General features: G+C 54.5%; 18 protein-coding genes. 8 read left to right on the top strand and 10 right to left on the bottom strand.

The genetic code is table 11. From position 1 onward, the window contains the following. Positions 1–43: 43 nt before the first annotated feature. The 8 genes from FRY97_RS05225 to FRY97_RS05195 form a co-directional block, all read right to left on the bottom strand. Positions 44–2,029 (bottom strand): monovalent cation:proton antiporter family protein, encoded by a 1,986-nt coding sequence (locus tag FRY97_RS05225; RefSeq protein WP_147166376.1) that lies wholly within the window; start codon positions 2,027–2,029, stop codon positions 44–46. Positions 2,030–2,374: 345 nt separating this feature from the next. After that, positions 2,375–3,019, bottom strand: a complete 645-nt coding sequence (locus FRY97_RS05220) for a cytochrome c oxidase subunit 3 (RefSeq protein WP_147166375.1) — start codon at positions 3,017–3,019, stop codon at positions 2,375–2,377. Positions 3,020–3,025: 6 nt separating this feature from the next. Next, positions 3,026–3,205: a DUF2256 domain-containing protein gene (locus FRY97_RS05215; protein WP_147166374.1), complete on the bottom strand. Its 180-nt coding sequence runs from the start codon at positions 3,203–3,205 to the stop codon at positions 3,026–3,028. A gap of 85 nt (positions 3,206–3,290) precedes the next feature. Then, a complete protein-coding gene (locus FRY97_RS05210) occupies positions 3,291–4,139 on the bottom strand; it encodes an HAD-IIA family hydrolase (protein WP_147166373.1) in 849 nt (282 codons plus the stop codon). 15 nt (positions 4,140–4,154) lie between these two features. Next, positions 4,155–5,174 carry a hypothetical protein gene (locus FRY97_RS22935; protein ID WP_211356816.1) on the bottom strand — a complete coding sequence of 340 codons (1,020 nt, stop codon included), beginning with the start codon at positions 5,172–5,174 and terminating at the stop codon, positions 4,155–4,157. A gap of 3 nt (positions 5,175–5,177) precedes the next feature. Continuing rightward, positions 5,178–6,518: a glutamine synthetase family protein gene (locus tag FRY97_RS22930; protein WP_211356815.1), complete on the bottom strand. Its 1,341-nt coding sequence runs from the start codon at positions 6,516–6,518 to the stop codon at positions 5,178–5,180. Between the two features lie 372 nt (positions 6,519–6,890). Continuing rightward, positions 6,891–7,736, bottom strand: coding sequence for a zinc ribbon domain-containing protein (locus tag FRY97_RS05200; protein ID WP_147166372.1), 846 nt, complete (start codon positions 7,734–7,736; stop codon positions 6,891–6,893). 68 nt (positions 7,737–7,804) lie between these two features. Further along, a complete protein-coding gene (locus FRY97_RS05195; protein WP_246141569.1) occupies positions 7,805–8,860 on the bottom strand; it encodes a ferredoxin--NADP reductase in 1,056 nt (351 codons plus the stop codon). A 258-nt stretch (positions 8,861–9,118) separates the two neighbouring features. On the opposite strand from FRY97_RS05195, the gene pdhA reads away from it, so the two are divergent. From pdhA to FRY97_RS05165, 6 genes are all read left to right on the top strand, one after another. After that, positions 9,119–10,156: a pyruvate dehydrogenase (acetyl-transferring) E1 component subunit alpha gene (pdhA, locus tag FRY97_RS05190; protein ID WP_147166370.1), complete on the top strand. Its 1,038-nt coding sequence runs from the start codon at positions 9,119–9,121 to the stop codon at positions 10,154–10,156. A 239-nt stretch (positions 10,157–10,395) separates the two neighbouring features. Beyond that, positions 10,396–11,088 carry a tetratricopeptide repeat protein gene (locus FRY97_RS05185; protein ID WP_147166369.1) on the top strand — a complete coding sequence of 231 codons (693 nt, stop codon included), beginning with the start codon at positions 10,396–10,398 and terminating at the stop codon, positions 11,086–11,088. Positions 11,089–11,189: 101 nt separating this feature from the next. Further along, entirely contained in the window at positions 11,190–11,711 is a 522-nt protein-coding gene (ribH, locus tag FRY97_RS05180) for a 6,7-dimethyl-8-ribityllumazine synthase (RefSeq protein WP_147166368.1), read from the top strand. A gap of 124 nt (positions 11,712–11,835) precedes the next feature. Then, entirely contained in the window at positions 11,836–12,690 is an 855-nt protein-coding gene (locus FRY97_RS05175) for an MBL fold metallo-hydrolase (protein WP_147166367.1), read from the top strand. 26 nt (positions 12,691–12,716) lie between these two features. Continuing rightward, entirely contained in the window at positions 12,717–13,943 is a 1,227-nt protein-coding gene (locus tag FRY97_RS05170) for a M28 family peptidase (RefSeq protein ID WP_211356814.1), read from the top strand. 13 nt (positions 13,944–13,956) lie between these two features. After that, the gene (locus tag FRY97_RS05165) at positions 13,957–15,603 is read left to right on the top strand and encodes a DNA polymerase/3'-5' exonuclease PolX (RefSeq protein ID WP_147166366.1); all 1,647 of its coding nucleotides are present in this window, start codon (positions 13,957–13,959) and stop codon (positions 15,601–15,603) included. A gap of 218 nt (positions 15,604–15,821) precedes the next feature. Here the strand turns inward: FRY97_RS05165 and FRY97_RS05160 are convergent, their stop codons facing one another. Then, the gene (locus FRY97_RS05160) at positions 15,822–16,694 is read right to left on the bottom strand and encodes a UbiA-like polyprenyltransferase (RefSeq protein ID WP_147166365.1); all 873 of its coding nucleotides are present in this window, start codon (positions 16,692–16,694) and stop codon (positions 15,822–15,824) included. 120 nt (positions 16,695–16,814) lie between these two features. Continuing rightward, positions 16,815–17,330: a DUF1573 domain-containing protein gene (locus FRY97_RS05155; RefSeq protein ID WP_147166364.1), complete on the bottom strand. Its 516-nt coding sequence runs from the start codon at positions 17,328–17,330 to the stop codon at positions 16,815–16,817. Positions 17,331–17,611: 281 nt separating this feature from the next. Between FRY97_RS05155 and FRY97_RS05150 the strand changes: the two genes are divergently transcribed. Both FRY97_RS05150 and smc read left to right on the top strand, forming a co-directional pair. Then, positions 17,612–21,628: a hybrid sensor histidine kinase/response regulator transcription factor gene (locus tag FRY97_RS05150; RefSeq protein ID WP_147166363.1), complete on the top strand. Its 4,017-nt coding sequence runs from the start codon at positions 17,612–17,614 to the stop codon at positions 21,626–21,628. An 822-nt stretch (positions 21,629–22,450) separates the two neighbouring features. Continuing rightward, positions 22,451–26,014 carry a chromosome segregation protein SMC gene (gene smc, locus FRY97_RS05145; protein WP_147166362.1) on the top strand — a complete coding sequence of 1,188 codons (3,564 nt, stop codon included), beginning with the start codon at positions 22,451–22,453 and terminating at the stop codon, positions 26,012–26,014. Positions 26,015–26,425: the final 411 nt, after the last annotated feature.

Here is a 26,425-nt window from a genome sequence, read left to right as displayed (position 1 = left end):
GCCGATGTCAGGAGTGCACCATATTTCGCTGCAATGCTCTTACTTACTCAATTGCCTTCCTAAACCGATCTATGCTTTCCTGCGGGCCCGTAACGTACAGGATATCCCGCTGCAGGATGGCCTCATCTGGCCCGGTATAGGTTAGGAGTTGGTCTTTTCGGGACAGCCCAAGGATGTTGATGCCAAATTGGTTCCTCACATCTAGCTCGCTCAGGGTTTTCCCTACAATGCGGCGGCTGTCTGTTTTGACCTTCAGGCAGGTAATATCAAACTCTGGGTATTTGCTGGGGCGGAAAGTGCGGGGGATGCTCTTTTTATTTTGGAAAAGGCTGTAGTTGTCTGAGCGGGTGATCTCCGCAAAGTGCTCGATGTCGTCTTCGGGGATGAGGAAGTAGCGGAGGGCCCGGGAGAAGATCTCGATCGAGGTCTCGAATTCCTCAGGGATAACGTCATCAGCACCATGGGCAATAAGCTCGGGTATCTCATTGACGAAGCGCGTCCTGACGATGAGGTGGACGGACTGGCTGATGGTCCGGATGTTTTGGAGGATCACCTTGGTGCCCTCAGGGTCGGAAATCGCGATGACTACCACTCTGGCTTTGGAGATGTTGGCCGCTTCTAGCACAGGGTCTTTTGCGGCATCCCCAAAAAGGATGGGCACGCCCTTTTTCTGTTCGGTTTTGACGGTCTCTGCATTGAGCTCCACGGCCACGTAAGGTATATTGCTGAAAGCGGCGGCTCTCGCCAGGTTCCTCCCATTGATGCCGTAACCAATGATCACCAGGTGGTTGTGGAGCTGATCTGTAGCAACGGTATGCTCAGTTTCCTGCGAAGCGAGCAATTTTTCATCCCATGCTTTCAAAGGGCGGAACTTCAGCACGCCAAAGGCGATGCGCTCAGAGAAAATGATGACGAAGGGCGTCAGCAGCATGGAAACGATGGATACCGCCAAAAAGTACTGATTGGCAGAAGCACTGAGCAGGCCGTATTGTATGCCGACTTTGGATAGGATAAAGGCAAATTCGCCAACTTGGAACAGGGCAAGCCCGGTGAGCAGGAAGGTGCGCGGAGGGTATCTTAGTACAGCCGTTGCGAGGGAGGCAATCAGCGACTTGACTACAAAGACGATGAAGACGATCAGCATTACGATGCTGATGTTGGCCCAAAAGAACTGCAAGTCCAGCAGCATGCCGACCGAGATGAAAAAGAAGCTCGTGAACAGCTCCCGGAAAGGCAGGATGACGCTCGTGGCCTGATGGCTGTACTCGGATTCTGAAATGATCAAACCGGCTAGGAATGCGCCCAGTGCCAGGGAGAGCCCTGCTTCGGCAGTTAGGAAAGCGACTGCAAAACAGATGGTGATGGTGGTGATGAGAAAGAGCTCCTTGCTGCCGGTTTTGGCTATGCTGCGCATGAGCAGGGGCACTAGGTAGCGGGCACTTATGATCGTGATGGCCACCACCACAGCCGTCTTGAGCAGGAGGGCCAATATGCTGCTTGTGATATCTCCGGACTGCCCGGCGATAATAGGCGTGAACAGCATCATCGGCACTACGATGATGTCTTGGAAAATGAGGATAGCCAATGCATTCCGGCCCTGAGGGGCGGATATTTCGTTGCGGTCCTGCAGTACCTTTAGCACGATGGCGGTGCTCGAGAGCGAAAACAAAAAGCCTACAAAAAGAGACGCCTCCCAGCTGTTGCCCAAGAGGTAATACACCATCCCTGCTACGATCACCGTCAGCCCTACCTGCAGGGTGCCGCCTATGAATACGGAGTTTTTGATGGAGGCCAGGTGCTTGATGGACAGCTCCATGCCGATGACGAAAAGCAGCAGGATGACTCCAATCTCCGAGATGAGCTCGATCTGCTCGGATTCGCTCACCAGCCCGAGCCCATGTGGGCCGATCAAGATGCCAGTCATTAGAAAGCCCAGTATAGAAGGCAGCCGGATGCGCTGTAGCGCGTAGACAACGATGGCCGAGCAACCCATGAAGAGGAGCAGGTCTTGTAATAATGGGAAATGCATGGCGGTTGGGTTTTCGACTGAAGGTTGAGCAAGTTGTTTTGGAAAGAAAGCGTACGAAGCGGGATTTGGTTTGCAAGGGGCGATGCCTTCTTCCGGGGATCTTGTCGTTCAGCAGGCTATCTGCCAGCCCCGGGCGCTAGCCTGCAGCAGCTATGCTGGGGGCAGGCAATAGGCGGCCAAGCTTTGCCCAGGACAAGCGATGCGCAGGGGTGAAAGCCCGGCAGGGCCGAGCGGATAGCGAGCCCCGGAGCGTAGCGGCCCCCGCCTTTTGGCGGGGGTGGCCCCAAAAAACAGCCATCTTGGTCGGACTCAGCCTGGCAGCAAACTTTTGGATGGGGCGCCAGCCTACCGGAAGAGGTAGTTGAGGTAAAAGAAAATCACGAGGTAAATCCATAGCCCATCCAGGAAGTGCCAATAGATGGTGAGCAGGCGCAGCTTCAGCCTTTTTTCAGGGTCTGAGAAATAGACCAGTACACTGACCGGCTCTTTCATCCGCTTGCGCGCGGTCCATAGGAAAAGCCCCAGGAAGGGCAGCCCGGCGATGACGTGGGCAAAGTGGAGGGCGGAGATGACATAGAGGTAGCCTGCAGAGTTGTCGCTGTGGATGTATATTTGATTGCTGAACAGTTGATACCAGCCTACGCCCTGCAAAACCATGAACAGAAAGGAGATGCCCATGGTCGCCATGAGCGCACGCTGATAATTTTGTGTCTGATCGGCCTGATAGCTGCGCTTGGCCCAGATCATAGTAGCGCTGCTGCCCAGGAGGATGAGGGTGTTGAAGATGAAGATATTGGGCAGGCGCAAGGGGGGGAGGTCGCTTTGGACCCTGGTGTATACAAAGGCGGCCGTGAAAGCGAGGAACATAGCGGTGATGCCGAAAAGCGATAGGATGAGCAGTACATTGTAAGGGTGGAAGGCAAAAGACTGGTACTCATTGTACCCTTCTTCAGTTTTGTGATTGGCTGGCGTGTTGGATTGTCCCGGCATGATGGTTTACTTTAAAATGTCTTTTGATTCCGATTTGTCGGTTTTCTTGGCCTCGCGCTTGCAGCGCTCGCTGCAGTAGCGTACTTCTTCCCAAGACCGTTCCCACTTTTTGCGCCAGGTGAAGGGCCGGCCGCAGTGCAGGCAGTCTTTCTCTGGCAGGTCTCCCTTTTTCCGGTGTTTTGGCATATTGTTTGGGCTTTGGATGCAAAACTCTGGAATCGGCAATTTGTTTTTTCCTCTGGCCTTTAAAATTGGCTGCTGTCAGCCGCTTTTAGTGTACAATGGAAGGGCAGATGTAGTCGGGGATGATGCCCGAGGCGCTGATGTCCAGGTCTACCGTATCGGGGCTGGTGTTGCCCGTGAAGACGAGGGCCGTAGCCACCCCAAATTTATTGCCGCCCAATATATCGGTATGCAGGGTATCCCCAACCATGAGAATGTCACTTTTTCCAAACTGGCCGTATTGGTTGATGTGGTCAAAGGCATAGCTGAACATTTGGGAGTCTGGCTTTCCGAAATGGATGAAATTGCGGTTGAGGATGCTTTCCACGAGCCTGGCGATGCCGCCTGTAGCTATGGAGACATCGTTTTGGGCCACCGGGTAGAGCTTGTCGGAGTTGGCTACGATGGCTGGTATGTTGCGCTTGCGCAGGAGGTTGACCGTTTTGTTGATGTCTTGGTTCCAATCGAAGCCTTCATCGTCCAAAAAGACCATGGCGGAGATATCATCGATATCATCAAGGTCGATATCGCTGACGGGCACCGATGGGCAGTCGGCCCGCAGGATATAGGCGGCAGCATCCGGAGTGCCGAGGTAGGCTACACGGCCCGATTTGGCTTTGTGCACCAGGTACATATGTGCCATCATGCCGCTGGTGATGATCTCTTCAGGCTGTAAGCCTTTGAGCCCTTGGTGCTCAAAACGGGCAGCCTGTTGCTCCGGGCTCCTGGAAGCATCATTGGTGAGGATGCGCAGGGTCTTGCCGCTGTCCCTGAGGTAGTTGATGGTGCCTTGTACGCCGGGGATGAGGCCGCGGTGGTTTTTGACGACCCCGTAGGAGTCGAGGAAAATGGCTTTGAAAGATCGTGCAATAGTGAAAAAAGAGGCGTTCCTTTCCATAGGAGATCAGTTGAGTTAGGACAGATGCAGCGCCCGCGCCAGCTGTTCTGCCTGAACGGCCTGGTCGATGGTGGGCAGGTGGGCTTCAAAAGCATCCCGCTGCAGTTGGGTGGCAAAAGATTGGAGGAAGAAGTTGTGCCCTTCTTTGATGACATAGTTGAGAAGAAAAAAGCGGTAGGCTTCTTTGATGAACAGCACCTCCTCAAAACTTAGAGGGTGCACTTCGTGGTATTTCTTTAAAAAGCGCAGGAAGCGCGGTTCCATCAGGGTGCTGGCGTTGTAGGTGAAAGCGCTTTGGTCCCCTGCATGGGAAACGACCCGGCTGATAAAGTAAAAATCTGCCACGCGCGAGCTCATGCGGAACCAGTCATAGTCCCAGCGGGAAAAAAAGCGCCCCGTGGCAGTGACGGAAAAGTTGCCGATGTTCCAGTCTACAAACACAGGTATGATGTCAAAACCATTGGCGTTGATGCTGTAGGTGTTGTACAAAAAAGTATCGCACTGCCGCAGGATCTCGTCTCGGTAAGGGCCATATTGGCTAGCCTTGCGGGCGAGCTCGTTGATGTCTGTCGTCATGTTTTTGGAGGACAACGGCAGGGTGTGCCGGATGAGGTGGCAGCTTTTATGGAATTTGGCAAACTCCACGGCGAGCTGGTCGATGTGCTCTCCGGACAATCGCCTGGGCATGCGGTTTCGGATGCGGATAGGCCGGTAGAAAACCACCCACACGTCGAGTTCGTCGGTCTTATGGCGGTGCACAAATAGGCGGTGCCCCTTCATCAATGCCCTGGAGAGGAAGTTTTCATACCGTACTGGCAAGTTGTTGGACAGCGCATTGATGATGGTGTGGTCTTCCACAAAATGCTCAAAGGCGCCGAAGTAGGAGAGCTTGGCTATGATATTCTGCTTATCGGCCAAGCGTATTTTAAAGACATGATTGGTGGAGACCATGGCGCTGATGTCTGAGACCCGGTCGATAGGCCGGCTGGGGTCGTAGGCTGCCCACGCATTCCGGATGATATTGATGAAATCCATCGGCTAAATAATTTCAAAGTACCTTTTGAGCTCCCAATTGGTCACGGCCTGGCTGTACTGTGCCCATTCCCACTCCCGTGTGCGTACGAAGTGGCTGATAAAAGCTTCCCCAAGCCATTCTCCAGCCAGGGGGGCGGCTTTCAGCCGGGCGGTAGCATCTCCCAGGTTTCTGGGCAGTGCGGGCAGCCCTTTTATCTGGTATGCATCTCCGCTCACCGGCGGCTGTTCTAGTTCGAGCTGGTTTTCGATACCGTAGAGCCCGGCCGCGAGGCAGGCGGCTATGGCGAGGTAGGGGTTGGCGTCAGCGCCCCCGAGCCGCACTTCCACCCTGGGCTGCGCCCCTGGGATAGCCCGCAGCGCTACGGTCCGGTTGTCTATGCCCCAGCTCATGTTCACCGGGGCCCAGGAGCCTTCGACCAGGCGTTTGTAGCTGTTTACGGTGGGCGCGAGCAGGGGCAGCAGAATGGGCAGCAGGGCCATCTGGCCGGCGAGGTAGTGCTCAAAAGCCCGGCTGAAGCCATTGGGCCGGCCCGGTCCGGCAAAGACAGGCTGCTCGGTGCCTGTATGCTTCAAGGACTGATGGAGGTGCCCGCTGCAGCCTGGCATGCCGCTGTCCCACTTGGCCATGAAGGAGGCAAGGAGGCCCTGCCGATGAGCGATTTCCTTTACGCCCTGCTTGAAGAGCACCGCCCGGTCGGCTGCTTCCAACGCCCCGCTATGGGCAATGGCTGCTTCGTAAACGCCGGTGCCCGTCTCGGTATGCAAGCCCTCCAACGGGATGCCGAAAGCGGGCAGCTGCTGTAGGAGGGCATCTGTATAACTGGCGTGCTGACTGGAACGGAGCATAGAATACCCGAACATGCCAGGGGAGAGGGGCGTTAGCTGCTGAAACCCCTTTTCGTGCACCGAGGCCGGGGTCTCCCGGAAACTGAACCATTCGTACTCTGCACCGAAGTAGGCCTCGTAGCCCATCTCAGCAGCTTTGCCCACCACCCGTTTCAATAGGGATCTTGGGCAAACGCTGGCCGCACCGCTTTCATCTTTGCTGAAGTCGGCCAGTACCAGGGGCAGCTGGCTTTCCCAAGGGATGGCCCTTTGGGTGCTCGTATCTGGCCAGGCCAGGGCATCAGGGTAGCCGGTATGCCATCCGCTGACTTGGGCATTGTCGTAGCAAAGGTCTGTCATGTCCCAGCCGAAAATTACATTGCAGAAGCCGAAGCCTTTTTCCAGTATTTGGGCATATTTTTCTGCGCTGACGTATTTGCCGCGCAGCACCCCGTCTAAGTCGGCAACAGCAATTTTAGCTGCATTTGGGGTGGGGGAGGAGAAAGCAGGGTTGGGCATAGTCGCTCAGTATTTTGGCAGGCCTTTTGGGCGCAAACCTGATTGTCGTTTTTTTGGAGCCTGCCCCTGCCTGAGGGCAGGTGCCGCTATGCTACGGGGCTCACTGTCCGCTCGGCCCTGTCGGGCTTTCACCCCTGCGCAGCGCTAGGCCAATGCCAGGCTAAAACCCGGAAAGCACAAACGTCTGCGGCATTTTGGTCTACGCCCGGCCTTTTTGGGCGTATCTGCCCGGCGGAAATGCTACAGGGGAGCCGGGCTTTTTGCAATTTTAAGGAACGGTTCCAACCTTTTGGCATGCCACAGGAGTGCTGTGGCCCCATTTTTTATTGGTTTTACGTTTTCTGGGCGTATTTCACCTGTCCGTTCAGGCCGCTAAGCGCCTGTAGAGAGCCACGTGCTCAGTTTGCGGAGCAGTTTCATCAGCCGGATGTTGAGGGTGGGGTTGGCATTGAAAAAATGGCCGTCGATCAGCAGCCAGTCTTTTTCCCGGGCCACAGTAGGGGCAGCAGCAAAGTGGGCGTGCGCAGGAGGCTGCAGTTGGGCTTTCCAGTACAGCCCCTGCTCGGTCATAGCGAACCCTTCCTTGCAGGAGCCTAGCAGGCTTTGATCGCAAATGAACAATACCCGCTCTGCTCTCGATGCCGTTTTGAGATAGGATTTCCCCGCATTCCGGAGCTTGGTTTTGGGCATTTGGATGAAATCGGTGTAGACGGTCTCCTTTGGCTGATCGCTAAAGTGAAGGTAATCGAAGATGGCTTGCCCCACAGGCAGCGCAGTGCGGCTGCGGGGCCCCTGATAGCGGAGTATCGCCTCGGGTAAGTCGATGGTATTCAAGGCACGGGCAAAATGAATGACGAACTGATCAGTGAGCTCGTCCATTTCCCGTTCAATTTTATGGTTGAGCCTTTGGGCAGGGGTGCCGCTGTCTTGCAGTAGTCGCAGGCTTTCCGACAGGTGGGCATACTTTTGCGCCAGGCGGTCTCTGAAACCGCTGCTGTAGAGCAGCTCCGCGTAATCTTCAAAGGCGGTGCCCGGCTGTTCTTCTATCAGCTTGCGCTTCAAGGTGCTCATGAAAAGCCCGTTCAGCTGTTCAGGCAGATCGCCGCTCAAATCCAACAAAGGCTCAACCGGGCCTTGCAGCTGAGGCTGTGGGGCGCCGCACTGTGGGCAGAAACGGGCCCCTTCGGGCAATGTGGCCTGGCAACTTTTACAGTTCATCGGGATGAAAGTACAAAAACAACTTCAAATCGGGCGCGGGAGGGGCATTTTTGTGCCGGGTGCCGCCCTTACCTGAATTCGACCTCCGGCGTGAGCGGGTAAGCTACGCAGGTGAAAATGTGGCCACGGGTGGCCGTGCTGTTGGTTTTCGTGTCGTGGGTGTACATGTCCACCTCCCCTTTCAGCAGCTGTGCAGCGCAGGTGGTGCAGCTGCCGCTGCGGCAGGAGTAGGGGAGGTCGGCACCTGCTTTCAGCCCGGCTTCCAACAGGGTTTGCCCAGCTTCGACTTTGAAAGGAAAGGGCCGGGCGCCTTTGGCCTTCAGGGTAGCGTTGGCATCAGGAAGAGTAGCTGCATTTGGCCGGAAGGGCGTGTGGATGATGAAGTCTTCTTTATGAAAACGGCCTGCTTTCACGCCTATGAACTTGAGGGCCATCTCGGCTTTCAGCATAAACCCGGTGGGGCCGCAAAGGAAAGCGTGTGCCTGCTGCAAAGCTGGGCCCGCCTCAGCCAAAGCCCATTCTTCAGCCATTGCATTGCTCAGGCGCCCGGCCCTTACCCCGGTTTTGCTTTTGGCCTCCGCCGCTTGGCTCAAGAGGTGCAGCACCTTGAACCGCTGAGCATAGCGGGCTTGCCAGCGGGCAATCTCTTTCCCGAAAAGGATGGAAGCCGGTCCCGAATTGGCATACAACAGGCTCGCTTTGGCCTCGGGCTGCGTAAGCAAGAGCTCTTTTATCATAGACCAGACCGGCACAATCCCCGTGCCAGCGGCGAGGAAGAGGTAAGGCCCTGTACTGCTATGAGGCAGGGTGAAGCTGCCGGCAGGGGGGAGCGCAGTGAGCCGGTCGCCGGGCTTCAGTTGTTGGGTCAGGAAGCTGGAGGCAGAGCCATTGGGCTTCCGCTTGAGGCAAATGGAAATGGGGCCGCCCGCTGCAGGAGCGCCGGCTAGGGAATAGGAGCGCCGGATGGGGGCGCCATTGCTATCGTGGAGCAGCAGGGTGAGGAACTGTCCTGCTTTGTAAGCCAGCCCAGGTGTTTCGGGCTTTAAGAAAATATGGGCCGTATCGGGCATAGGCCGTTCGATCCGTGCTACCGTGAAGGCCAGATGCGTTGCTTTGTCGGTCATCAATCGCTTAGCTTTTTGAGGTTTCACAAGGGTTGCCTCATCTAGAAGGTCATAAGTTGTCTGGAAAATTGGCAAAACCCTATTGGGGCGGTATATTTGCCTATTCCAACTCCGTACAGCGGCAAACCGCTCCTGCCTATCGAAAACAAGGTGGTGTCTGAGTTGTTGAACCACTAAGCTGAAAAGCGGGACAGGGGCGGTTTGCCCTTTACGCCCGGTGTCAGCCAGCAATTTTGAAATATAACCATGGAATCAGGTATGGATACAGCAACAGAAAAGAAAAAAACAACCAAAAGCCGTTCTAAAAAGCCTGCGTACAGCAAAGAGCAGTACCTCGAATGGTATGAACTGATGTTCCGCATCCGCAAGTTTGAGGAACGGGCGCTCATGATGTACGGGCAGCAGAAAATCCGGGGCTTCTGCCACGTTTATATTGGGCAGGAAGCCGTAGCAGCCGGGATGGAGTCGGCTATCCGTAAAGAAGATGCCATCGTTACCGCTTATCGGCAGCACGGCACCGCCCTAGGGCGCGGTTGTGATACCAACGCTTGCATGGCCGAGCTCTACGGGAAAAAGACCGGTATCGTAAAAGGCAAGGGCGGATCTATGCACTTCTTTTCTGCCGAACACCGCTACTTCGGGGGCAACGGCATCGTAGGGGCTCAGATCCCTATCGGCACCGGTATCGCTTTCGCGGAAAAGTACAAGGGCACGGACAACCTCTGCGTGACCATGTTCGGAGATGGCGCTGCCCGTCAGGGGGCCTTGCACGAATCTTTTAACATGGCCATGGCATGGAAAATCCCAGTGCTCTATATCGTAGAGAACAACGGCTACGCCATGGGCACTAGCGTAGAACGCACAAGCAATGTGACGGAGCTCTACAAAATGGGCTTGGCGTACGATATGCCAAGTGAAGTAGTAGATGGCATGAGCCCGGAAGCAGTACACGAGGCGGTCTCGCGTGCGGCTGAGCATATCCGTGCCGGCAACGGCCCGTACTATCTGGAGATCCGCACCTACCGCTATAAAGGGCACTCTGTATCTGACCCGGCTAAGTACCGGACCAAGGAGGAGGTGCAGCAGTACAAGGACCGCGACCCCATCAAAATTACGGAACAGACTATTCTTGACCATAAAATCGCCACAGCCGAAGAGCTGAAGGAAATCGAAAATAAAATCAAGGAGGAGATCAAAGAGGCGGTGAAATTCGCCGAGGAATCTGAGTTCCCCGATGCGTCCGCGCTGTGGGAAGAAAATTACGTACAGGCAGATTATCCTTTCATCAAGGACTAAACTGCTTGTACTATAGGCTCGATAATGGGGCAGCTCCACACGGGGCTGCCCCATTTGTTAGATTTGATGCGCCGGTTCAGGGCAGCGCGGAAATGAGCGGCCCTCAACCCTGCAACGGCCTGCGATGCATCAAGGCTATTGCTGCTTAAACAACTCTTCGGGTTTTAACAGGGGCTAAAATTTGCGCCTATCAAACTTTACATTATTTTTGCCCAGCTTTTCAAAACAGTAACCATATCATGTCAAGAAGAAAACGGAATCAGAAGCAGTCAGACGAAACACTGGTGGACATCGTCGAGGTGCGCGATCAGGCGCAAAGCTTTATGGACGCTAACCAAACTTACATCTTCGGTGGTTTGGTCGCATTAGTGGTGCTTGTTGGCGGCTTCCTGGCCTACAAGAACTTCTACAAAGCGCCTAAGCAGCAAGAAGCAGTGGCTCAGATGTACCGCGCACAGCAGCGCTTTGAGCAAGACTCCTTCGCTCTGGCGCTGACCAACCCAGGCGGTGGTTTTTCGGGCTTCCTCGATATAATTGACGAATACAGCGGCACACCTGCTGCAAATACAGCCAAGTACTACGCTGGCGTTTCTTACCTGCACTTGGGCAAGTACGAAGCTGCATTGGATTACCTCAAAGGGTTTAGCCCGGAAGGGGAGATCACGCCCATCATGAAGCATGGTGCGATCGGCGATGCTGAGTCTGAGCTGGGCAATTACGATGCCGCAATGAGCGCCTACAAAAAGGCGGTCAATGCAGGAGACAACAGCGTCCTCACTCCTTATTACCTTAAGAAAATGGGCATGCTCCACGAGCGCAACGGCAACCTGGCCGAGGCGAAATCCGCGTACGAGCGCATCAAAGCCGATTATCCGGCTTCTCCGATCGGCCGCGATATCGATAAGTACATCGTCCGGGTATCTAAAGGGTAACGTTTTTTACGTTCCTGTGTTGAACTACGGGCAGAAAGGTAAGGTTCTCTACGGGGAGCTTTACCTTTCTTATTTTTAGGCCTCTTCAAAAAACAATGACTATGGCAAGTGCCCTAAAGAACCTTTCAGATTACGATGAGCGCAGCCTTAAAGATGCTGCTGGATTTTCATTCGGCATTGTCGTTGCCGATTGGAACGCCCACATTACTCATGCTTTGTATGAAGGCTGCTTTGACACCTTAGCCAAACATGGGGTGCCGGATAGCCAAATCCACACCCTGCAGGTGCCCGGTGCGTTCGAGCTCACAGCGGGCGCTAAAATGCTGGCCGAAAAGCATAAACTCGATGCGGTCATTTGCCTGGGCTGTGTCATCAAAGGCGAGACAACACACAACGAGTACATCAACTATGCAGTCGCTAATGGGCTGACCAACTTGAGCATGGTATACGGCAAGCCTTTCATCTTTGGTGTGCTCACCCCCAACAACGAAGAACAGGCTTTGGACCGGGCAGGCGGCAAGCATGGCAACAAAGGGGTGGAAGCCGCAGTGACGGCCATCCGCATGGCGGCCTTGCGCGAAGGGCTCAAGGGCGATAAGCCCAGCATCGGTTTTTCTGCCTAATTTATCGTTCCAAAGCGAAATGAGGATTTTCGGGGCGAAGTATAGGCAAAAAAGTGTCCCGCTAGCTTAGCGGGACAGACCGATTACTCAAGTCCCAACACGCTCTAAAATATCCCAAAGGTTTATGAGGATCAAGTTGATTGATACAGGCTATTTTAAGCTCGACGGAGGGGCCATGTTCGGCGTCGTCCCCAAGTCCATGTGGCAGCGGCTGAACCCGCCCGATGAGCACAACCTTTGTACCTGGGCTATGCGATGCCTCTTGGTAGAGCATGGAGACCGCAAGATCCTGGTCGATACGGGCATAGGGGACAAGCAGGGGGATAAGTTCCGCTCTCATTTCCATCCTCATGGGGATATGACCCTCCTCAGTAGCCTGAAGGCCGAAGGGCTAGCGCCAGAGGATATTACGGATGTTTTCCTGACCCACCTGCACTTCGATCATGTAGGCGGCGCGGTGCGCTACAACGAAAAAGGGGAGCTCATCCCCACTTTCCCCAATGCGGTTTATTGGTCGAACGAGGCCCACTACAACTGGGCCTATTACCCCAATGCCAGAGAAAAAGCATCTTTCCTACAGGAAAATTTTGTGCCCCTCAAAGAAGCAGGGGTGCTGAAATTTCTGGATGTCCAGAAAGACGACTTAGAGTGGATGCCAGGCATCAAGGTGCGCTTCGTATATGGCCATACAGAAGCCATGATGGTCCCCATTTTCGAACAGGGCGGGCATACCCTAGTCTACTGCGCGGATGTCATCCCCTCTTCCTTCCACATCGGCATGCCCTACGTCATGAGCTACGACCTGCGGCCCTTAGATACCATGCGGGAAAAAGGGCGGATGCTTGAAGATGGCGTAGACAAAGGGCATTATCTCTTTTTTGAACACGACCCCGTGACCTCTTGTGTATCGGTAAGCCGCAATGAGCGGGGCCGTATAGACCGGGGGGAAGAAATAGATATTGAACAGTTATTTGTATAGTTTCCAAAACAACAAAACACAAGACCATGAAGATGAAGGCATGGATTCTCATATTGCCTTTCCTGGCAGGCACGGCCGTAGCACAAGGGCAGTCAGAGGCGCTCATGAAACTGCAGGTGGACGTTGTCTACCTGGCATCTGACCTGCTGCAAGGCCGGGAGACGGGCAAGAAAGGGGAGCGGCAGGCTGCCGATTATATCGCATACCGTTTTGAAGAGCTTGGGCTTTCCCCCAAAGGCTACGCAGGCGAGTGGTTCCAAGACTTTGAGGTGCAGTACAAAGCGCACCCGCATGCTAAGGAGACCGAAGAGCGCACTGCCCGAAATGTAATCGGCTACCTGGACAATGGGGCCGAGCATACTGTCGTTATTGGCGCCCACTACGATCATCTTGGGCACGGCATTATGGGCTCAAGGCATACGGGCAGCCCCGCTATCCACAACGGGGCAGATGACAACGCTAGCGGCGTGGCCGGCATCCTACGCTTGGCAGAGCTGCTGGTAGAAGGGGCCGCCCCCCAAAATAACTACCTCTTCATCGCTTTTTCCGGAGAAGAAATGGGGCTCTTCGGCTCTAAGTATTATGTCCAAAACCCTACCATCAACCTCGCAGAGGTCAACTACATGCTCAACTTGGATATGGTAGGCCGGCTCAACGAAGAAAAAGTCCTTTCTGTAAACGGGGTGGGCACTTCTCCTGCCTGGAAAACTGCGCTCGACAGGCTCAGTATAGGCGGCATCTCTGCTGTGCAGTCTGAATCAGGCATTGGCCCTAGCGATCACACTTCTTTTTATCTCGAAGACATCCCTGTCCTCCACTTCTTTACCGGGCAGCATGAGGATTATCATAAACCGGAAGACGATTCCGAGCTGGTCAATTACCGGGGGCTGCTCCTTACCACAGATTACATCCTGGCGCTTATCAAAAGCTTAGATGGGCAAGGCCGTTTAGTTTTTGCCAAAACCCAAGACGAGCAGGAGAGCCGCAGGCCTGCTGCCTACAAAGTCACCCTCGGGGTCATGCCGGATTACGTCTACCAAGGCACAGGCATGCGCATCGATGGCGTCATGCAGGGGCGTACCGCAGACAAGGCTGGCCTCGAAAAAGGGGACATCATACTCAAAATCGGAGATATGGACGTAAAAGATATCTACGGCTATATGGAGGGGTTGTCCAGTTTTAGCGCTGGCGACAAGGCCATCGTGCTCATCAAGCGGGGCGAAAAGACCCTGGAGAAAGAAGTGACCTTTTAAAAGCAGCCGCGCAATGACCAATAAAGAGATTGCCCAGCAGTTCCGTCAGCTAGGACAGCTGATGGAACTGCACGGGGAGAACCCATTTAAAATCCGGTCCTATCAAAGCGCTTACCGTACGCTCAGATCTTACGAAGGCCCGCTCAGCAGCATGGCGCCTGAAGAAATTGGGCAGATCAAAGGGGTTGGCAAAGCCATCAGCGCCAAAATCCAGGAGCTTTTGGCTTCTGGGCAGATGAGCACGCTGGAGAAATACCGCTCCAAAACGCCCGAGGGCATTCAGGAAATGCTCAACATCAAAGGCTTTGGCCCCAAAAAAATCATGGCGGTCTGGCAGGGCCTACAGGTGGAGTCCATCGGTGAGCTGCTTTATGCCGTAAACGAAAACCGGCTTGTCGAGCTGAAAGGGTTCGGCAAAAAAACGCAGGAAGAGCTGCGCCAAAAACTAGAGTACTACCAGAAATCCAAAAACCGCTATCACTACGCTGCAGTGGAAACAGAAGCCAGCCAGCTTTTGGATGCCTTGCAAAGCCAATACCCTCAGGTGAAGGCCAGCCTCTGTGGGGCCATCCGCCGCAAAGCTGTAGTGGTCAGCCATATCGAAATCCTTTTTGGAAGTGCTGCGCTTCCCGAAGGCGTCATCGCTTCCAGCTTGTGGCTAGCCCCCCTAGAGCAGGTAGGGGAGGGGAAGTGGGCAGGCAAAACCGCCCAGGGTGTCCCCGCCTATGTTTACACCTGTGCTGCGGAGGCTTTTGGCAGCGCCCTGTACCAGCTCACGGCAACTGATGATTTTGCCAGCGCCCTGCCTGCCCCAACCGAGGCTTTTGACAATGAGGAGGCAATATTCCAGTCGCTCTCGGTCCCCTTTGTTGCCCCAGAGCTGAGGGAACAGTCTTGGGCAGCAAGCCTCGCCCGCACCGGGCAGCTGCCAGCGCTCATCACGGAGGCCGACATAAAGGGGGTGGTGCATGCCCATACCACTTACAGCGACGGCGCCAATACCCTGGAAGAGATGGCCCGCTATGCCAAAGCGCAGGGCTACGAGTACCTCGGCCTTACCGACCACTCCAAGTCCGCTTTTTATGCCAATGGCCTTCAGCCAGAACGGGTCCTGCAGCAAATGGAGGAGGCCGATGCACTGAATAAGGAGCTGGCGCCCTTCCGGATTTTTAAAGGCATCGAAAGCGACATCCTCAACGATGGCAGCCTGGATTATGAGGAAGACTTGCTCAAGGCCTTCGATTTTATCATCGCCTCCGTCCACAGCAACCTCCGTATGGATGAGGACAAGGCTACTGCCCGCCTCATCACCGCCATCGAAAACCCCTACACGACCATACTGGGGCACCCGACCGGCCGCCTGCTGCTTTCCCGCAAAGGCTATCCTATCGACCATGCCAAAGTCATCGATGCCTGTGCTGCCAATGGGGTGGCCATTGAGATCAATGCCAACCCTTACCGGCTAGACCTAGACTGGTCTTGGGCCCCTTACGCGCTGGAAAAAGGCGTGCCTTTGTGCATCAACCCTGATGCTCACAGCACCGCTGGCATACACGATATACGTTATGGGGTCTTTGCCGCCCGGAAGGGCGGGCTCTCTGCCCCTCAATGCCTCAATGCACTTGGTGTGGAAGCCTTCGCTAAAGCCATCGGCCTGTAGAGCCCATCGGGCATAAATTAGCGATTTGGTTTTTGGGGCCTACCCCCGCCTGAAGAGCGGGGGGCGCTACGCTCCGGGGCTCGCTGTCCGCTCGGCCCTGCCGGGCTTGCCACCCCTGCGCATCGCTAGTCCAATGCCATTATGGCGCTCAGCGGCTCCTGCCGCAGAAGGTTCCAAAACCGGAAAGCCTTTTCGGTTCGATACAGCGGGTGGGCCAGCTAAACAAGCACATCTAGGATGAAAAAGGCTCCAAACAACAAGCTTGCCACGCCATTGGTCGTAAAGAAGGCTAAATTGACCCTTGACAAATCTTCAGGCCGTACCAAAGTGTGCTGATAAAACAACAACACCAGGAAGATAGCAGCACCGCCCCAGTGCAGCCCGCCAAACACTTCCGGCGCGTTGCCCCCCAGCAGCCAAGCAGCATAAAGGATAAATGCCGCAGAGCCAAGGTGGAGGGCATTGGACAAGCTCAGTGCACGCCTGCGCCCCATTTTGACCGGCACTGAATTTAGAGATAACGACCGGTCGAAATCATCATCCTGTAAGGCATAAATGATATCAAACCCAGAGACCCAAAATAGCACAGCAAGCCCATACAGTATAGGCAACAGGCTGAACGCGCCTGTAACCGAAAGGTAAGCCCCGACCGGTGCAAGCCCCAGCCCCAGCCCCAGCACGAAATGGCATAGGAAGGTAAAGCGCTTGGTGTAGCTGTACCCCAATATGACCAGCAGCGCAGCCGGGGAAAGGTAGAAGCACAAGTCGTTGATGAACCAAGTGGTGCCAATGAACAGCAGGCTGTTCAAAACAACAAACAGCAGGGCGGCTTTTGCCGATATGACGCCGGCAGGGATCTCCCGGCTGGCCGTGCGGGGGTTTTTATGGTCGATGTCCCGGTCTAGGTAACGGTTGAAGCCCATTGCTGCACTGCGGGCAAAAACCATGCACAGCACGACAAGGCCAAGCAGCTTTAGGCTGAGCCCCTCCCCAGAATCGACCGTGCCGAGGAAAAAGCCTACCATAGCGAACGGCAGGGCAAATATGGTATGGCTGAATTTGACCAGCGACAGGTAATCTGAAACTTTCATGGCGCGAAGATACTAATTCCGGATATGTCCGGATATAACAAAGCCCGGTTTCCAGTGTTTTGGAAACCGGGCTTGTGTACTGCTTTTCAATACGCCCGCAAACAGGCGATCAGGAGCAGGTTACTGCGTTACTGCTGGTGCAGCAGTTGCATCGCCCATAACCTCACCTTTCAGGTAGATAAATGACTGCGGCGGGTTGGTATTGGCAGTGATGGTCACTTTCTGGTTGCGGCGGCCTTTCTTGTTCTTAGAGTTGAACTCCACTGTGATCTCGCCTGTTTCGCCCGGAGCGATAGGCTCACGTGGCCAGCTTGGCACTGTGCAGCCACAGCTGCCTTTCGCATTGCTGAGGATAAGCGGCTCGCTGCCGGTGTTTTTGAAGGTGTAAGTGTGTGACACTTTCTCTCCATCCTGTACCGTACCGAAGTCAAACTCCGTGGCATCGAACTCCATAGTAGTGGTAGGGCCTGCAGGTGCAGCAGCCTGTGCGGCGGCGGGCTGTGGGGTTGCAGGTTGTACGCTATTTTCCAGGCTCTCACGGGCTTCGGCCTGGCTTGCAGTTTCACTGTTATTGCAGCTGGCTGCGAAACCTACTGCCAACAACGCCATAGCGGCAACTTTGATTTGCTTCAACATCTTTGCTAAGTTTTGGATTTAATTAATATTGGGAACGCGGCACATGAAAAAAGGTTTGGAGGCCTGCCAAAATGAGCCATCAGCCTTCCCCTTTCCGCTCGTGCCTAGGCACAAAAGTAGGGAATGGCAGATTCACTAGCGTTAATCAGGCCCGAACTTTTGTTAACGAGCTGTTAACGGTTATATTTACTTCGAAATGATAAGGAAATGCCTTCCCTTTAAACTGCCCCAAACGCTCCCGACTGCCCTTTGATTGTGTACCCAAACGATGCACTAAACTCATGCGCATAGCGGAAATCTTCATAATAGCCGCCCTGGCAACATCTGGCCTCCTATACGCCCAGCCGCCTCAGGATGAAGGCCTCATCGGTACAAAAGATGGATTATCGCAAGGCATGGTGCATACCATCCTTCAAGACTCCAAAGGCTTCCTTTGGATAGGGACCAAAGACGGCCTCAACCGTTTTGATGGCTATCGCCTCAGGGTCTACAATAGCTCGCCAGAAGACTCCTTCTCCCTCGCAGGCCATGTCGTCAATACCCTGCACGAAGATGCCCACCACAATATCTGGGTGGGGACCGAAAACAACGGCATCAGCATATTTTCCCCCTACACGGGCAAGTTTCATCACATCAGCAGCCCGGCCGCCGGCCTGCCTTCCAATGAGATCATCAGCTTTGTACAGCAAAATGACTCTACCTACTGGGCCGGCACACGGATGGGGCTTTGCAGGCTCACGGCTTCATTCACATCGGTAAGCCGTTTGTCCACAGCCAGCCTGGGCGGGCACGTCCGCGCCCGTAGCGTCGATTTTGGGGGCCAAGCCCCTCCCGTCATCAACGCTTTAGCTTTTCTAGGGGATGGCTCCCTCCTGGCCGCTAGTAATGCCCAATTGTACCGTATTGACCCACAAACCTTACAGCCAGAGATAGTGACCCCTGCATTAGGGCCTCACGCCCTTAAGCCGCCCAATCAATACCGCACGCTGCTGTCATTGCCGGATGGGGGCGTACTGGTGCCAACCCCAGATGAGATCATCCACCTAGACAGCCAACTGGACGTCAAGCAGGTATACGTTGTCCCAGAGGAGGTCCGGTCTTTGTACACGCCAAGCCTCATCCGTTCCCCAAAGGGGGAGGTATGGGGGGCTTCTGGCGGTTTGTTCCGGCTACGCCTCGGCTCGGCAGAAATTGCCTCGGTGGCCCCCTCCAAAGGGAATTACCTTACCCCGCAGATATACATGGACCGCAGCGGTATCATCTGGCTGGGGACCAACGGCTATGGAGTGCTCCCCTACAGCCCCACTGCCGGCCGCTTCAACCATCACCTGGAAGGGCAGACGATCCGGCAGATTTACGAGGACCTGGAAGGGCAGGTGTGGTATTGGTCTCCACAAAAGATGCTCCGCTACAGCCCAGCCAGCAGGAATGCAGCTTTCCCCGATGGCTTCCCTGATTGGCTCAGGCGGGCCACCTGGCTGCTCAACCCCGCCCTCGACGAATATTGGCTGCACTACCCTATAGAAGAAAAAGGGGCTTGCCTGGCTTTCGTCAACCCTAAAACCGGAACCGTCAAAAGGTTTCCCTATGAGGGCACTCCAGAACCGAGGAGCCCAATGGTGTGCTCTTCGGAGGGGCGGCTTTGGCTGGGCAACCGAGACGGGCAGCTGATGTCTTTGTCAACCCGGCAGCCGGATGCTGGCATTCAGTACTACGACCTGTCTGAATGGTTTCCGGAAATAAATAATATCGTAGGTATACAAGCGATCTTTTTTGACGAGCACCATCAACAGCTTTGGCTGGGCACACAGTATGGCCTCATCGGCTTTTCGGCTGTAGCCGGAAAGCTGAGCCGCCCGAGGCTCTATCAATTTGATGCCAATACCCCCAATAGCTTATCCGAGAATTTCATCCACAGCCTCCTCATAGCCCCGTTCGCCCCCGAGACGCTTTGGGTCGGCACCAAAGGCGGAGGGCTTAATGCCTTGGACATCCCATCCGGGGAGTTCCGGTCCTACACCGTGCTTGATGGCTTGCCCAATGACGTGATCTATGGGATTTTGGCTGGTGCCAATGACGACCTGTGGCTGAGTACCAACCGGGGGCTGTCTAATTTTCAGCCCCAAACGGGAGGTTTCCGGAATTACACCGCACAAGATGGGCTGCAAGACAACGAATTCAATACGACTTCCTATTTCAGGGCAACAGATGGCACGCTCTACTTTGGCGGCATCAATGGTATCAACTTCTTCCACCCTTCGGAATTGAAAGACTCAAGCGCCCGCCCGCAAATACAATTTACAGGCCTGAGCATCAACAACCAGCCCTACCATGTCCATAGGCAAGATGCCCTGCCAGCATGGATCCCAACGGCCAGCCGGTTTACCCTGAGGCATTCCGACAACGTCCTGAGTTTCCAGTTTGCAGCCCTTGACTTTACCGCTGCCGCCAACAACCGCTACCGCTATCAATTGGAAGGGGTCGATGCCTCCTTAGTAGAAGCCGGAAACCGCAACGAAGTGACCTACGCCAACCTTTCTCCCGGCGATTATACCTTCAAAGTTTGGGGGGCGAACAGCCAAGGGGTGTGGAGTACAAAGCCTGCTGCGCTCTCCTTTTCCATCACCCCGCCCTGGTGGGCTTCCCATTGGGCTTGGGCTGCTTACTGCCTCCTCGCAGCTGCCGCTATTTGGACGGCCTACTCCGTGCAAGTCAGAAGGGCCAAGCTCAGGAACCAGCTCCGGTTCGAACAAAGGGAAGCCGAAAGGCTCTCAGAGCTTGACCGGATCAAAAGCAACTTCTTTTCCAGCATCACCCATGAGTTCAGGACACCGCTGACGCTGATCCTTGAGCCGGCCCGGCAGCTTCAGGCCCGCCAAAAACAGCCTCAGCAGCAAACTTGGGCCCAACTGATCGTCCGCAATGCGGAAAAGATGCTGAAGCTCGTCAACCAGCTGCTCGACATCAACCGCATGGACGGCCAGCTCATGCCTGTCCTCTACGAAAAGGGGGATCTTTCTCATTTTATGGCAGATATCGTGCAGGGGTTCAGCAGCAGGGCAAAGGGGCAAGAGCTGGGCTTGCTTTTTCAGCCAGACGCAGATCCTGCACTACAGCATGTCTACTTTGACCATGATAAAGTGGAAAAAATACTGACCAATCTGATCTCCAATGCTTTAAAATTCACCCCGCCCGGAGGGCAGGTGGTGGTGAGCAGCCATTTTATGCCCGGTCAGCCTCTGCCTTTGCAGTTTAGGGTCACAGACAACGGGCTCGGCATCCCTAAGGAGGAGCAGGAGCGTATATTCGAGCGGTTTTACCGATCGGATAGCCAGGGGGCATCCCAAGCTCCAGGTACAGGCATAGGCCTGGCGCTCTGCAAAGAGCTCACTACTTTGATGAACGGCCACATTGGGGTGGAGAGCATGGCCGGGGGCGGCTCGCAGTTTACGGTCTCCCTGCCCATCCCGGTCAGCCAAAACAGCCAGGACAGCCCCCTCTCGATCCCGGAAAACACAGCGCCCCACGTCGGCAGCTCCAATGGGGAGCAGCTCAGTATCCTTATCGTTGATGACAACGAGGAGGTCAGGGCTTTCTTGCACAGTATCCTTCAGCCCGATTTTCAAGTATTCGCTGCACGCGACGGAGTGACCGGGCTGCAGCTCGCTACCGAGCATACGCCCGACCTCATCATCTCTGATGTCATGATGCCCCGTATGGACGGGTTTGAATTTGTGCAGCTGTTGCGAAAAGACAAGCGCACCTCTCATATACCGGTCGTTATGCTGACCGCAAAATCTGGGCTGGACAGCCGCATTGAAGGGCTCAACCATGGTGCAGAAGCTTATATCGGCAAACCCTTCCATATTGAAGAGCTCACCGCCCAGGTCAATGCCCTCCTCCGTCAGCGGGAGTACATGCAGGCCTACTTCCAGCTATCTGGCGAGCCTGCAAATACCCAACCGCACAGCTATCAACCCCCGGAAGCAGAGGCTGAATTTATCGTCAGCCTGAAGCAGGCCATCGAAAGCCATATCGATAATGAACAGTTGACCATTGAGCTCCTCGCAGCAGAGGTGTTCATGAGCCGCTCTCAGCTCCACCGAAAACTGAAAGCCCTGACTGGGAAATCGGCTACAGCCTACCTCAGGGATTTCCGCCTCGAGCGTGCTCATCAGCTCTTGCAGCAAGGCCAGTTCAACGTGGCAGAAGTTAGCGCTAGGACGGGGTTCGGCAGCCCTCAGTATTTTGCTACCCGGTATAAAGAAAAATTCGGTTATTCGCCCAGTGAGACCTAATTGCTTGTTTTACAGTGTTTTGCTCCGCTGGAGATCCCGCTTGCAACATTTGCGAACACCTTTGCAACGTGAGCGAACACTCCCTCTTGCCCTTTTCCTGACTTTAGCATCATCGAAAGAAAAACAAGTGCAGATCAAGGACATCTTGATATTTAAGCACCTGAAGCCCAACATACAGCTCCGCCGGCGTGGCCATCAAAATAGCCATCACCAAGCACTGCTAAGGGAGCTTCCGGCACTGCAGTTATGACATAAATAGGGGAGGAGCGCATACCTGCTCCCGCCCCGGAAAGGCGCAAGGGGGAATCGACAAAAAAATCGATTCTGATTTAAAGAGGCAGCTCGTATTCCGGGCTGCCTTTCTTTTTCAGCGGGTTCAGGCCGGTGCCCGGCAGCCGTTGAAATGTGGTGTGCCTTTTCCGGCTGAGCCCTGCCCAGTAACAAAATTTAAAACTGGATCAATATCAGGCTGCCAATTTGGGGGCTGCCCCTACCTGACGGCAGGTGCCGCTATGCTGCGGGGCTCGCTGTCCGCTCGGCCCTATCGGGCTTCCCACCCCTCCGCAGCGCTAGCCCGCTGCCCTGTAGGCGCCCTACAGTTGGGGCATTGCTTGATTGTTGATAGTTGCAAATCAATGGATTATGCCTGTTTTGGGGTATTGCCCTAAGCAAAAAGGGCAAACAGGCTCTATAATACTTGGGTGGCAATAGAAAGAATTTTAGACAGGCGCTAAGTTGGCAAACCCTTTCTAAATCCTATTTTTGTGGGCTATGGCGTACTTCGGGCCGCAGCGCAGCCCGGCAAGCTTTCAAGCACAACATATGCGGTTAAAACAGCTAGACATCAAGGGGTTCAAAAGTTTCGCTAACGAAACGGTCATCAACTTTGAGGAAGATGTCATTGGTATTGTCGGCCCCAATGGTTCTGGCAAGTCAAATATTGTTGATGCGATCCGTTGGGTGCTCGGGGAACAGAAGAGCCGCGAGCTCCGCCTCGATACCATGAGCAGTGTTATCTTCAATGGCACCAAACGCCGGAAAGCAGGTGGGATCGCTTCGGTCTCCCTGACCTTTGAAAATACCAAGAACCTGCTGCCCACGGAGTACCACACCCTGACGATCACCCGCATCCTGTACCGGAACGGCGATTCGGAGTACCGCCTAAATGGGGTGCCCTGCCGTTTGAAGGACATCACGTCTCTCTTCCTGGATACTGGGATCGGCTCCAATTCTTACGCCATTATCGCACTGGGGATGGTAGACGACATCCTGGCGGACAAAGACAATTCTCGCCGCAAGATGTTTGAGCAGGCCGCTGGCATCTCTAAGTACAAAGTCCGCAAACGCGAGACCCTCAATAAGCTGAAGAGCACTACCGAAGACCTCGACCGGGTGGAAGACCTGCTGCACGAAATTCAGAACAACCTAAAGTCACTGGAAAAACAGGCCAAGAGGGCGCGCCGGTATTTTGAGATCAAAGCGCAGTACAAGGAGTACAGCACTGAGCTGGCTTTGCTGAGCATCGGCTCCCTCAAGGAGCAGCAGAACAGCCTCCGCAAACAATTGGAGCAGGAAGAAGATGCCTACCGGCAACATGATGTCGGCATCAATCAGCTCGAAGCGGTGCTTGAACAGGAGCGCAAAGCGAACTTGGACAAGGAGCAGGCTTTGTCCAACCGGCAGCGAGAACTGAACAGCCTCGTGGGAAATATCCGTGGCATGGAGAACGACAAGCGGATGCAGCAGCAGAAGCAGCAGTTCCTCAACAGCAACCTGAGCAAACTGGCAGAAGACATACAGGCAGCGGAAGCGCGCATCCGGCAGCTTAACGAAGACATTGGGCAGTACAGGGAAGACTTGAACGGGGAAAAGCGCATCGAAGCCCGTTTGGAAGAAGAGCTGAACGAGGCGGAGGAGGCCCTTGCCCGCATCCGCAAGGATCATGGCTCCCTAAAAGCCGGGCTCGATCAGGTTGTGGAGGAGCAGCAGAAGCTTGACCGTCAGGTTTTTGAGCTGGAAAAGCAGAAAGCTATCAATACCAATCAGATAGAGAGCGGGAAGCGCGAAGCGGCAAGGGGGCGAGAGGAGATCGACCGCCGGAATGGGGAAGTCAATGGCCTGCAAGAGAAAATCCGTGTGCTTGAAACCCGTGAACAAGAGCTACAGCTGGGGTTGAGCGAGCTGGAGAAGGCCGAGGAAGAACGGCTCAGCGAGCTAGAAAAAACTGAGGAACAGATAGAGCAGCTCAACAAGCAGCGGGTCAGGGTGTCGCGTACCCTCGATGCCCGCCGCAATGAGTTCAAGCTTACGCAGAGCATGGTCGAAAGCCTGGAAGGCTTCCCAGAGTCCATCAAATTCTTGAGCACGACCAAATCCCCAGAATGGGACAAAGCGACACCTCTGCTTTCTGATCTTATCTACGTAGAGGAGGCTTACCGGGTGGCTATTGAAAATTTCCTGGAGCCTTACCTGAACTATTACGTCGTACCGGACCTTGAGGCGGCTTACCGCGCTATACAGCTGCTGAACAAAACGCAGAAGGGCAAGGCCAACTTCTTCCTCCTCGATGCTTTTGCCAGCTATGTGCCGCCGGTTGTGATGCTGCCCGGCACTCAGCGGGCCACCGATCTGGTAAAGACGGACCCGGAGTACCGCAACCTCATCGCCTTCCTCCTGGAACAGGTACTGGTGACCGACAGCGAGGAGATACAGGGGCCTGTATCGGAAGCCGGGTATATACTGCTGGCGAAAAGCGGGCGGTTCATACAGCGGCAGTATAGCATTTCTGGGGGCTCTATTGGTTTGTTCGAAGGGAAAAAAATAGGCCGCAAGAAAAACCTCGAAGTGCTGGAGGAAGAGATCAGGCAGCTGGAGAAAGAAGACGACAAGCTCTCTGACCGTTTCCATAGCCTCAAAGGGCAGCTTGAGCAGCTTAAAGCTCAGCAGGGCAGCCTGAAAATACAGCAGGAGCAGCGTATGCTCAATCAGGTGTTGCAGGAAAAAACAGCCATCGCTGCCCGCCTTGATAATTTCGAGTCATTCTTGGCAGAAGCGCAGGAACGCCTGCAGGCACAGGGCCGCCAAATGGAAGAGCTGCAGGCTGATAATGAGGACATCGACGGGCAGCTGCGCCTGAAAAGGTTCGAGCTCAGCCAAGTCAAAGCACGGATTGCAGATACCGATGTGTCTTACCGGGATGTGGCCGAGCAGCTTAGCGCAGCCGCTACCGCTTTTAATGAAAAAAACATCAGCTTCATCAAACAGCAGAACAAAGTTTCTGCACTGCAGCGAGAGCTGAGTTTCCGCGAAAGGCAGCTGGATGAGGCCGGAGCCAGTATTCAAGCCAACAAGGAGAAGGAAAAAACCTCAAAGCAGGAAATCCAAGAGCTGCAGGGCCAGGCAGACGAGCTGGAGCAAAAACTCCTCACTGCCTATAGCCAGCGCAAAGAAAGGGAGGAGCGGCTCACTCAGGCAGAACAGGCTTACTATAAAACTCGTGGCGGCATCAATGAAATGGAAGACCGCCTGCGGCAGCTCAACAAGAAAAGGCAAGACGCCCAGATCTTGGTGAATACCCTCAAGGACAAAGTCAATGATGTCAAATACAAAGTGAGCGCTGTAGCCCAGCGGATGCGCATCGAGTTCAACATCGATATCAATGAAATATTGCAGCTGGAGCCCAAGCTGGGCATCGAAAAAGAAGAGCTGCAGCTGAAGACCGAACGCCTGCGCGGCCGGTTGGAAAATTACGGTGAGGTCAACCCGATGGCGGTAGAGGCTTACGATGAGATGAAAGCCCGGTCGGAAAACATCACCCAGCAGCGGGACGATATCCTTCAGGCTAAGGATGACCTCGAAGCTACGATCAAAGAGATAGAGGAGACGGCTACCCAGCAGTTCCTAGAATCCTTCGATAAAGCCAGGCTGTACTTCATAGATGTGTTCAGGAGCCTGTTCACCATCGAAGATACCTGCGACCTGGTGCTCTTGGACCCGGATAACCCGCTGGAGTCGAAAATTGAGATTGTGGCCAAGCCCAAAGGCAAACGCCCTCAGACCATCTCCCAGCTTTCAGGTGGGGAGAAGACCCTGACGGCTACCGCCCTGCTCTTTGCCCTTTACCTGCTGAAGCCAGCCCCGTTCTGCATCTTCGATGAAGTGGATGCCCCGCTTGATGATGCCAATATCGAGAAGTTCAACAAGATCATCAAGAAGTTCTCTAAAGACTCCCAGTTCATCATCGTCACCCACAATAAGCTGACCATGGCTGCTGTGGACACCATCTATGGGGTGTATATGGCGGAGCAGGGCGTTTCCGGGGTCAGCCCGGTCGATTTCCGCGACTTCGACCACGCCATGACTTTTGAGGTGCGGGAAGAAAATTAAGAGGCGCTATGTTAATCTAACATTGCTAAGCGCTCCTAAGCCACAGCGGAAAGCCAGGGCCGCTTTCCGCTGTACAGCCTAAGGGTTTGGTTGGGCGTAAATCAAAATACTGCAGGCGTTTATGCTTTTCGGGCTCTAGTGCCTCAAGCCATAAATCCTTGCCACCCCAAGTTTCGTTCTTTTCCGCCTACTCTTCGTTAAAGAACCGCTCCTTTAGCTCGGGCTAAAGTCGCGAACCTTCGCCTTGATTATAGTTCTCCAAGGCGAGATTAATGCATTTTGACTTGCTCTTTTTCCCGCTCGCCGCGTTGAAAAGCCTCGCCGTAGCTGAGGCTATGCCTGCGTTTTTCGCCTTGCGAGCGAAAAAAATACCTGCGTCAACTTTGCACAAATCCTGCCTTGGAGAACTAT

This window comes from Phaeodactylibacter luteus (assembly GCF_007993045.1).
GTDB classification, from domain to species: Bacteria; Bacteroidota; Bacteroidia; order Chitinophagales; family Saprospiraceae; genus Phaeodactylibacter; species Phaeodactylibacter luteus.
The sequence above is the reverse complement of the archived record's forward strand: the minus strand, read 5'-3'. Positions and strand labels throughout refer to the sequence as shown.

Coding starts and splice junctions, on each gene's coding strand:
- ribH (WP_147166368.1), top strand. CDS start 11,190: ATGGCAAGTGCCCTAAAGAACCTTTCAGATTACGATGAGCGCAGCCTT.
- FRY97_RS22930 (WP_211356815.1), bottom strand. CDS start 6,518: ATGCCCAACCCTGCTTTCTCCTCCCCCACCCCAAATGCAGCTAAAATT.
- FRY97_RS05225 (WP_147166376.1), bottom strand. CDS start 2,029: ATGCATTTCCCATTATTACAAGACCTGCTCCTCTTCATGGGTTGCTCG.
- FRY97_RS05210 (WP_147166373.1), bottom strand. CDS start 4,139: ATGGAAAGGAACGCCTCTTTTTTCACTATTGCACGATCTTTCAAAGCC.
- FRY97_RS05170 (WP_211356814.1), top strand. CDS start 12,717: ATGAAGATGAAGGCATGGATTCTCATATTGCCTTTCCTGGCAGGCACG.
- FRY97_RS05220 (WP_147166375.1), bottom strand. CDS start 3,019: ATGCCGGGACAATCCAACACGCCAGCCAATCACAAAACTGAAGAAGGG.
- FRY97_RS05155 (WP_147166364.1), bottom strand. CDS start 17,330: ATGTTGAAGCAAATCAAAGTTGCCGCTATGGCGTTGTTGGCAGTAGGT.
- FRY97_RS22935 (WP_211356816.1), bottom strand. CDS start 5,174: ATGGATTTCATCAATATCATCCGGAATGCGTGGGCAGCCTACGACCCC.
- FRY97_RS05195 (WP_246141569.1), bottom strand. CDS start 8,860: ATGACCGACAAAGCAACGCATCTGGCCTTCACGGTAGCACGGATCGAA.
- FRY97_RS05150 (WP_147166363.1), top strand. CDS start 17,612: ATGCGCATAGCGGAAATCTTCATAATAGCCGCCCTGGCAACATCTGGC.
- pdhA (WP_147166370.1), top strand. CDS start 9,119: ATGGATACAGCAACAGAAAAGAAAAAAACAACCAAAAGCCGTTCTAAA.
- smc (WP_147166362.1), top strand. CDS start 22,451: ATGCGGTTAAAACAGCTAGACATCAAGGGGTTCAAAAGTTTCGCTAAC.
- FRY97_RS05215 (WP_147166374.1), bottom strand. CDS start 3,205: ATGCCAAAACACCGGAAAAAGGGAGACCTGCCAGAGAAAGACTGCCTG.
- FRY97_RS05165 (WP_147166366.1), top strand. CDS start 13,957: ATGACCAATAAAGAGATTGCCCAGCAGTTCCGTCAGCTAGGACAGCTG.
- FRY97_RS05160 (WP_147166365.1), bottom strand. CDS start 16,694: ATGAAAGTTTCAGATTACCTGTCGCTGGTCAAATTCAGCCATACCATA.
- FRY97_RS05200 (WP_147166372.1), bottom strand. CDS start 7,736: ATGAACTGTAAAAGTTGCCAGGCCACATTGCCCGAAGGGGCCCGTTTC.
- FRY97_RS05185 (WP_147166369.1), top strand. CDS start 10,396: ATGTCAAGAAGAAAACGGAATCAGAAGCAGTCAGACGAAACACTGGTG.
- FRY97_RS05175 (WP_147166367.1), top strand. CDS start 11,836: ATGAGGATCAAGTTGATTGATACAGGCTATTTTAAGCTCGACGGAGGG.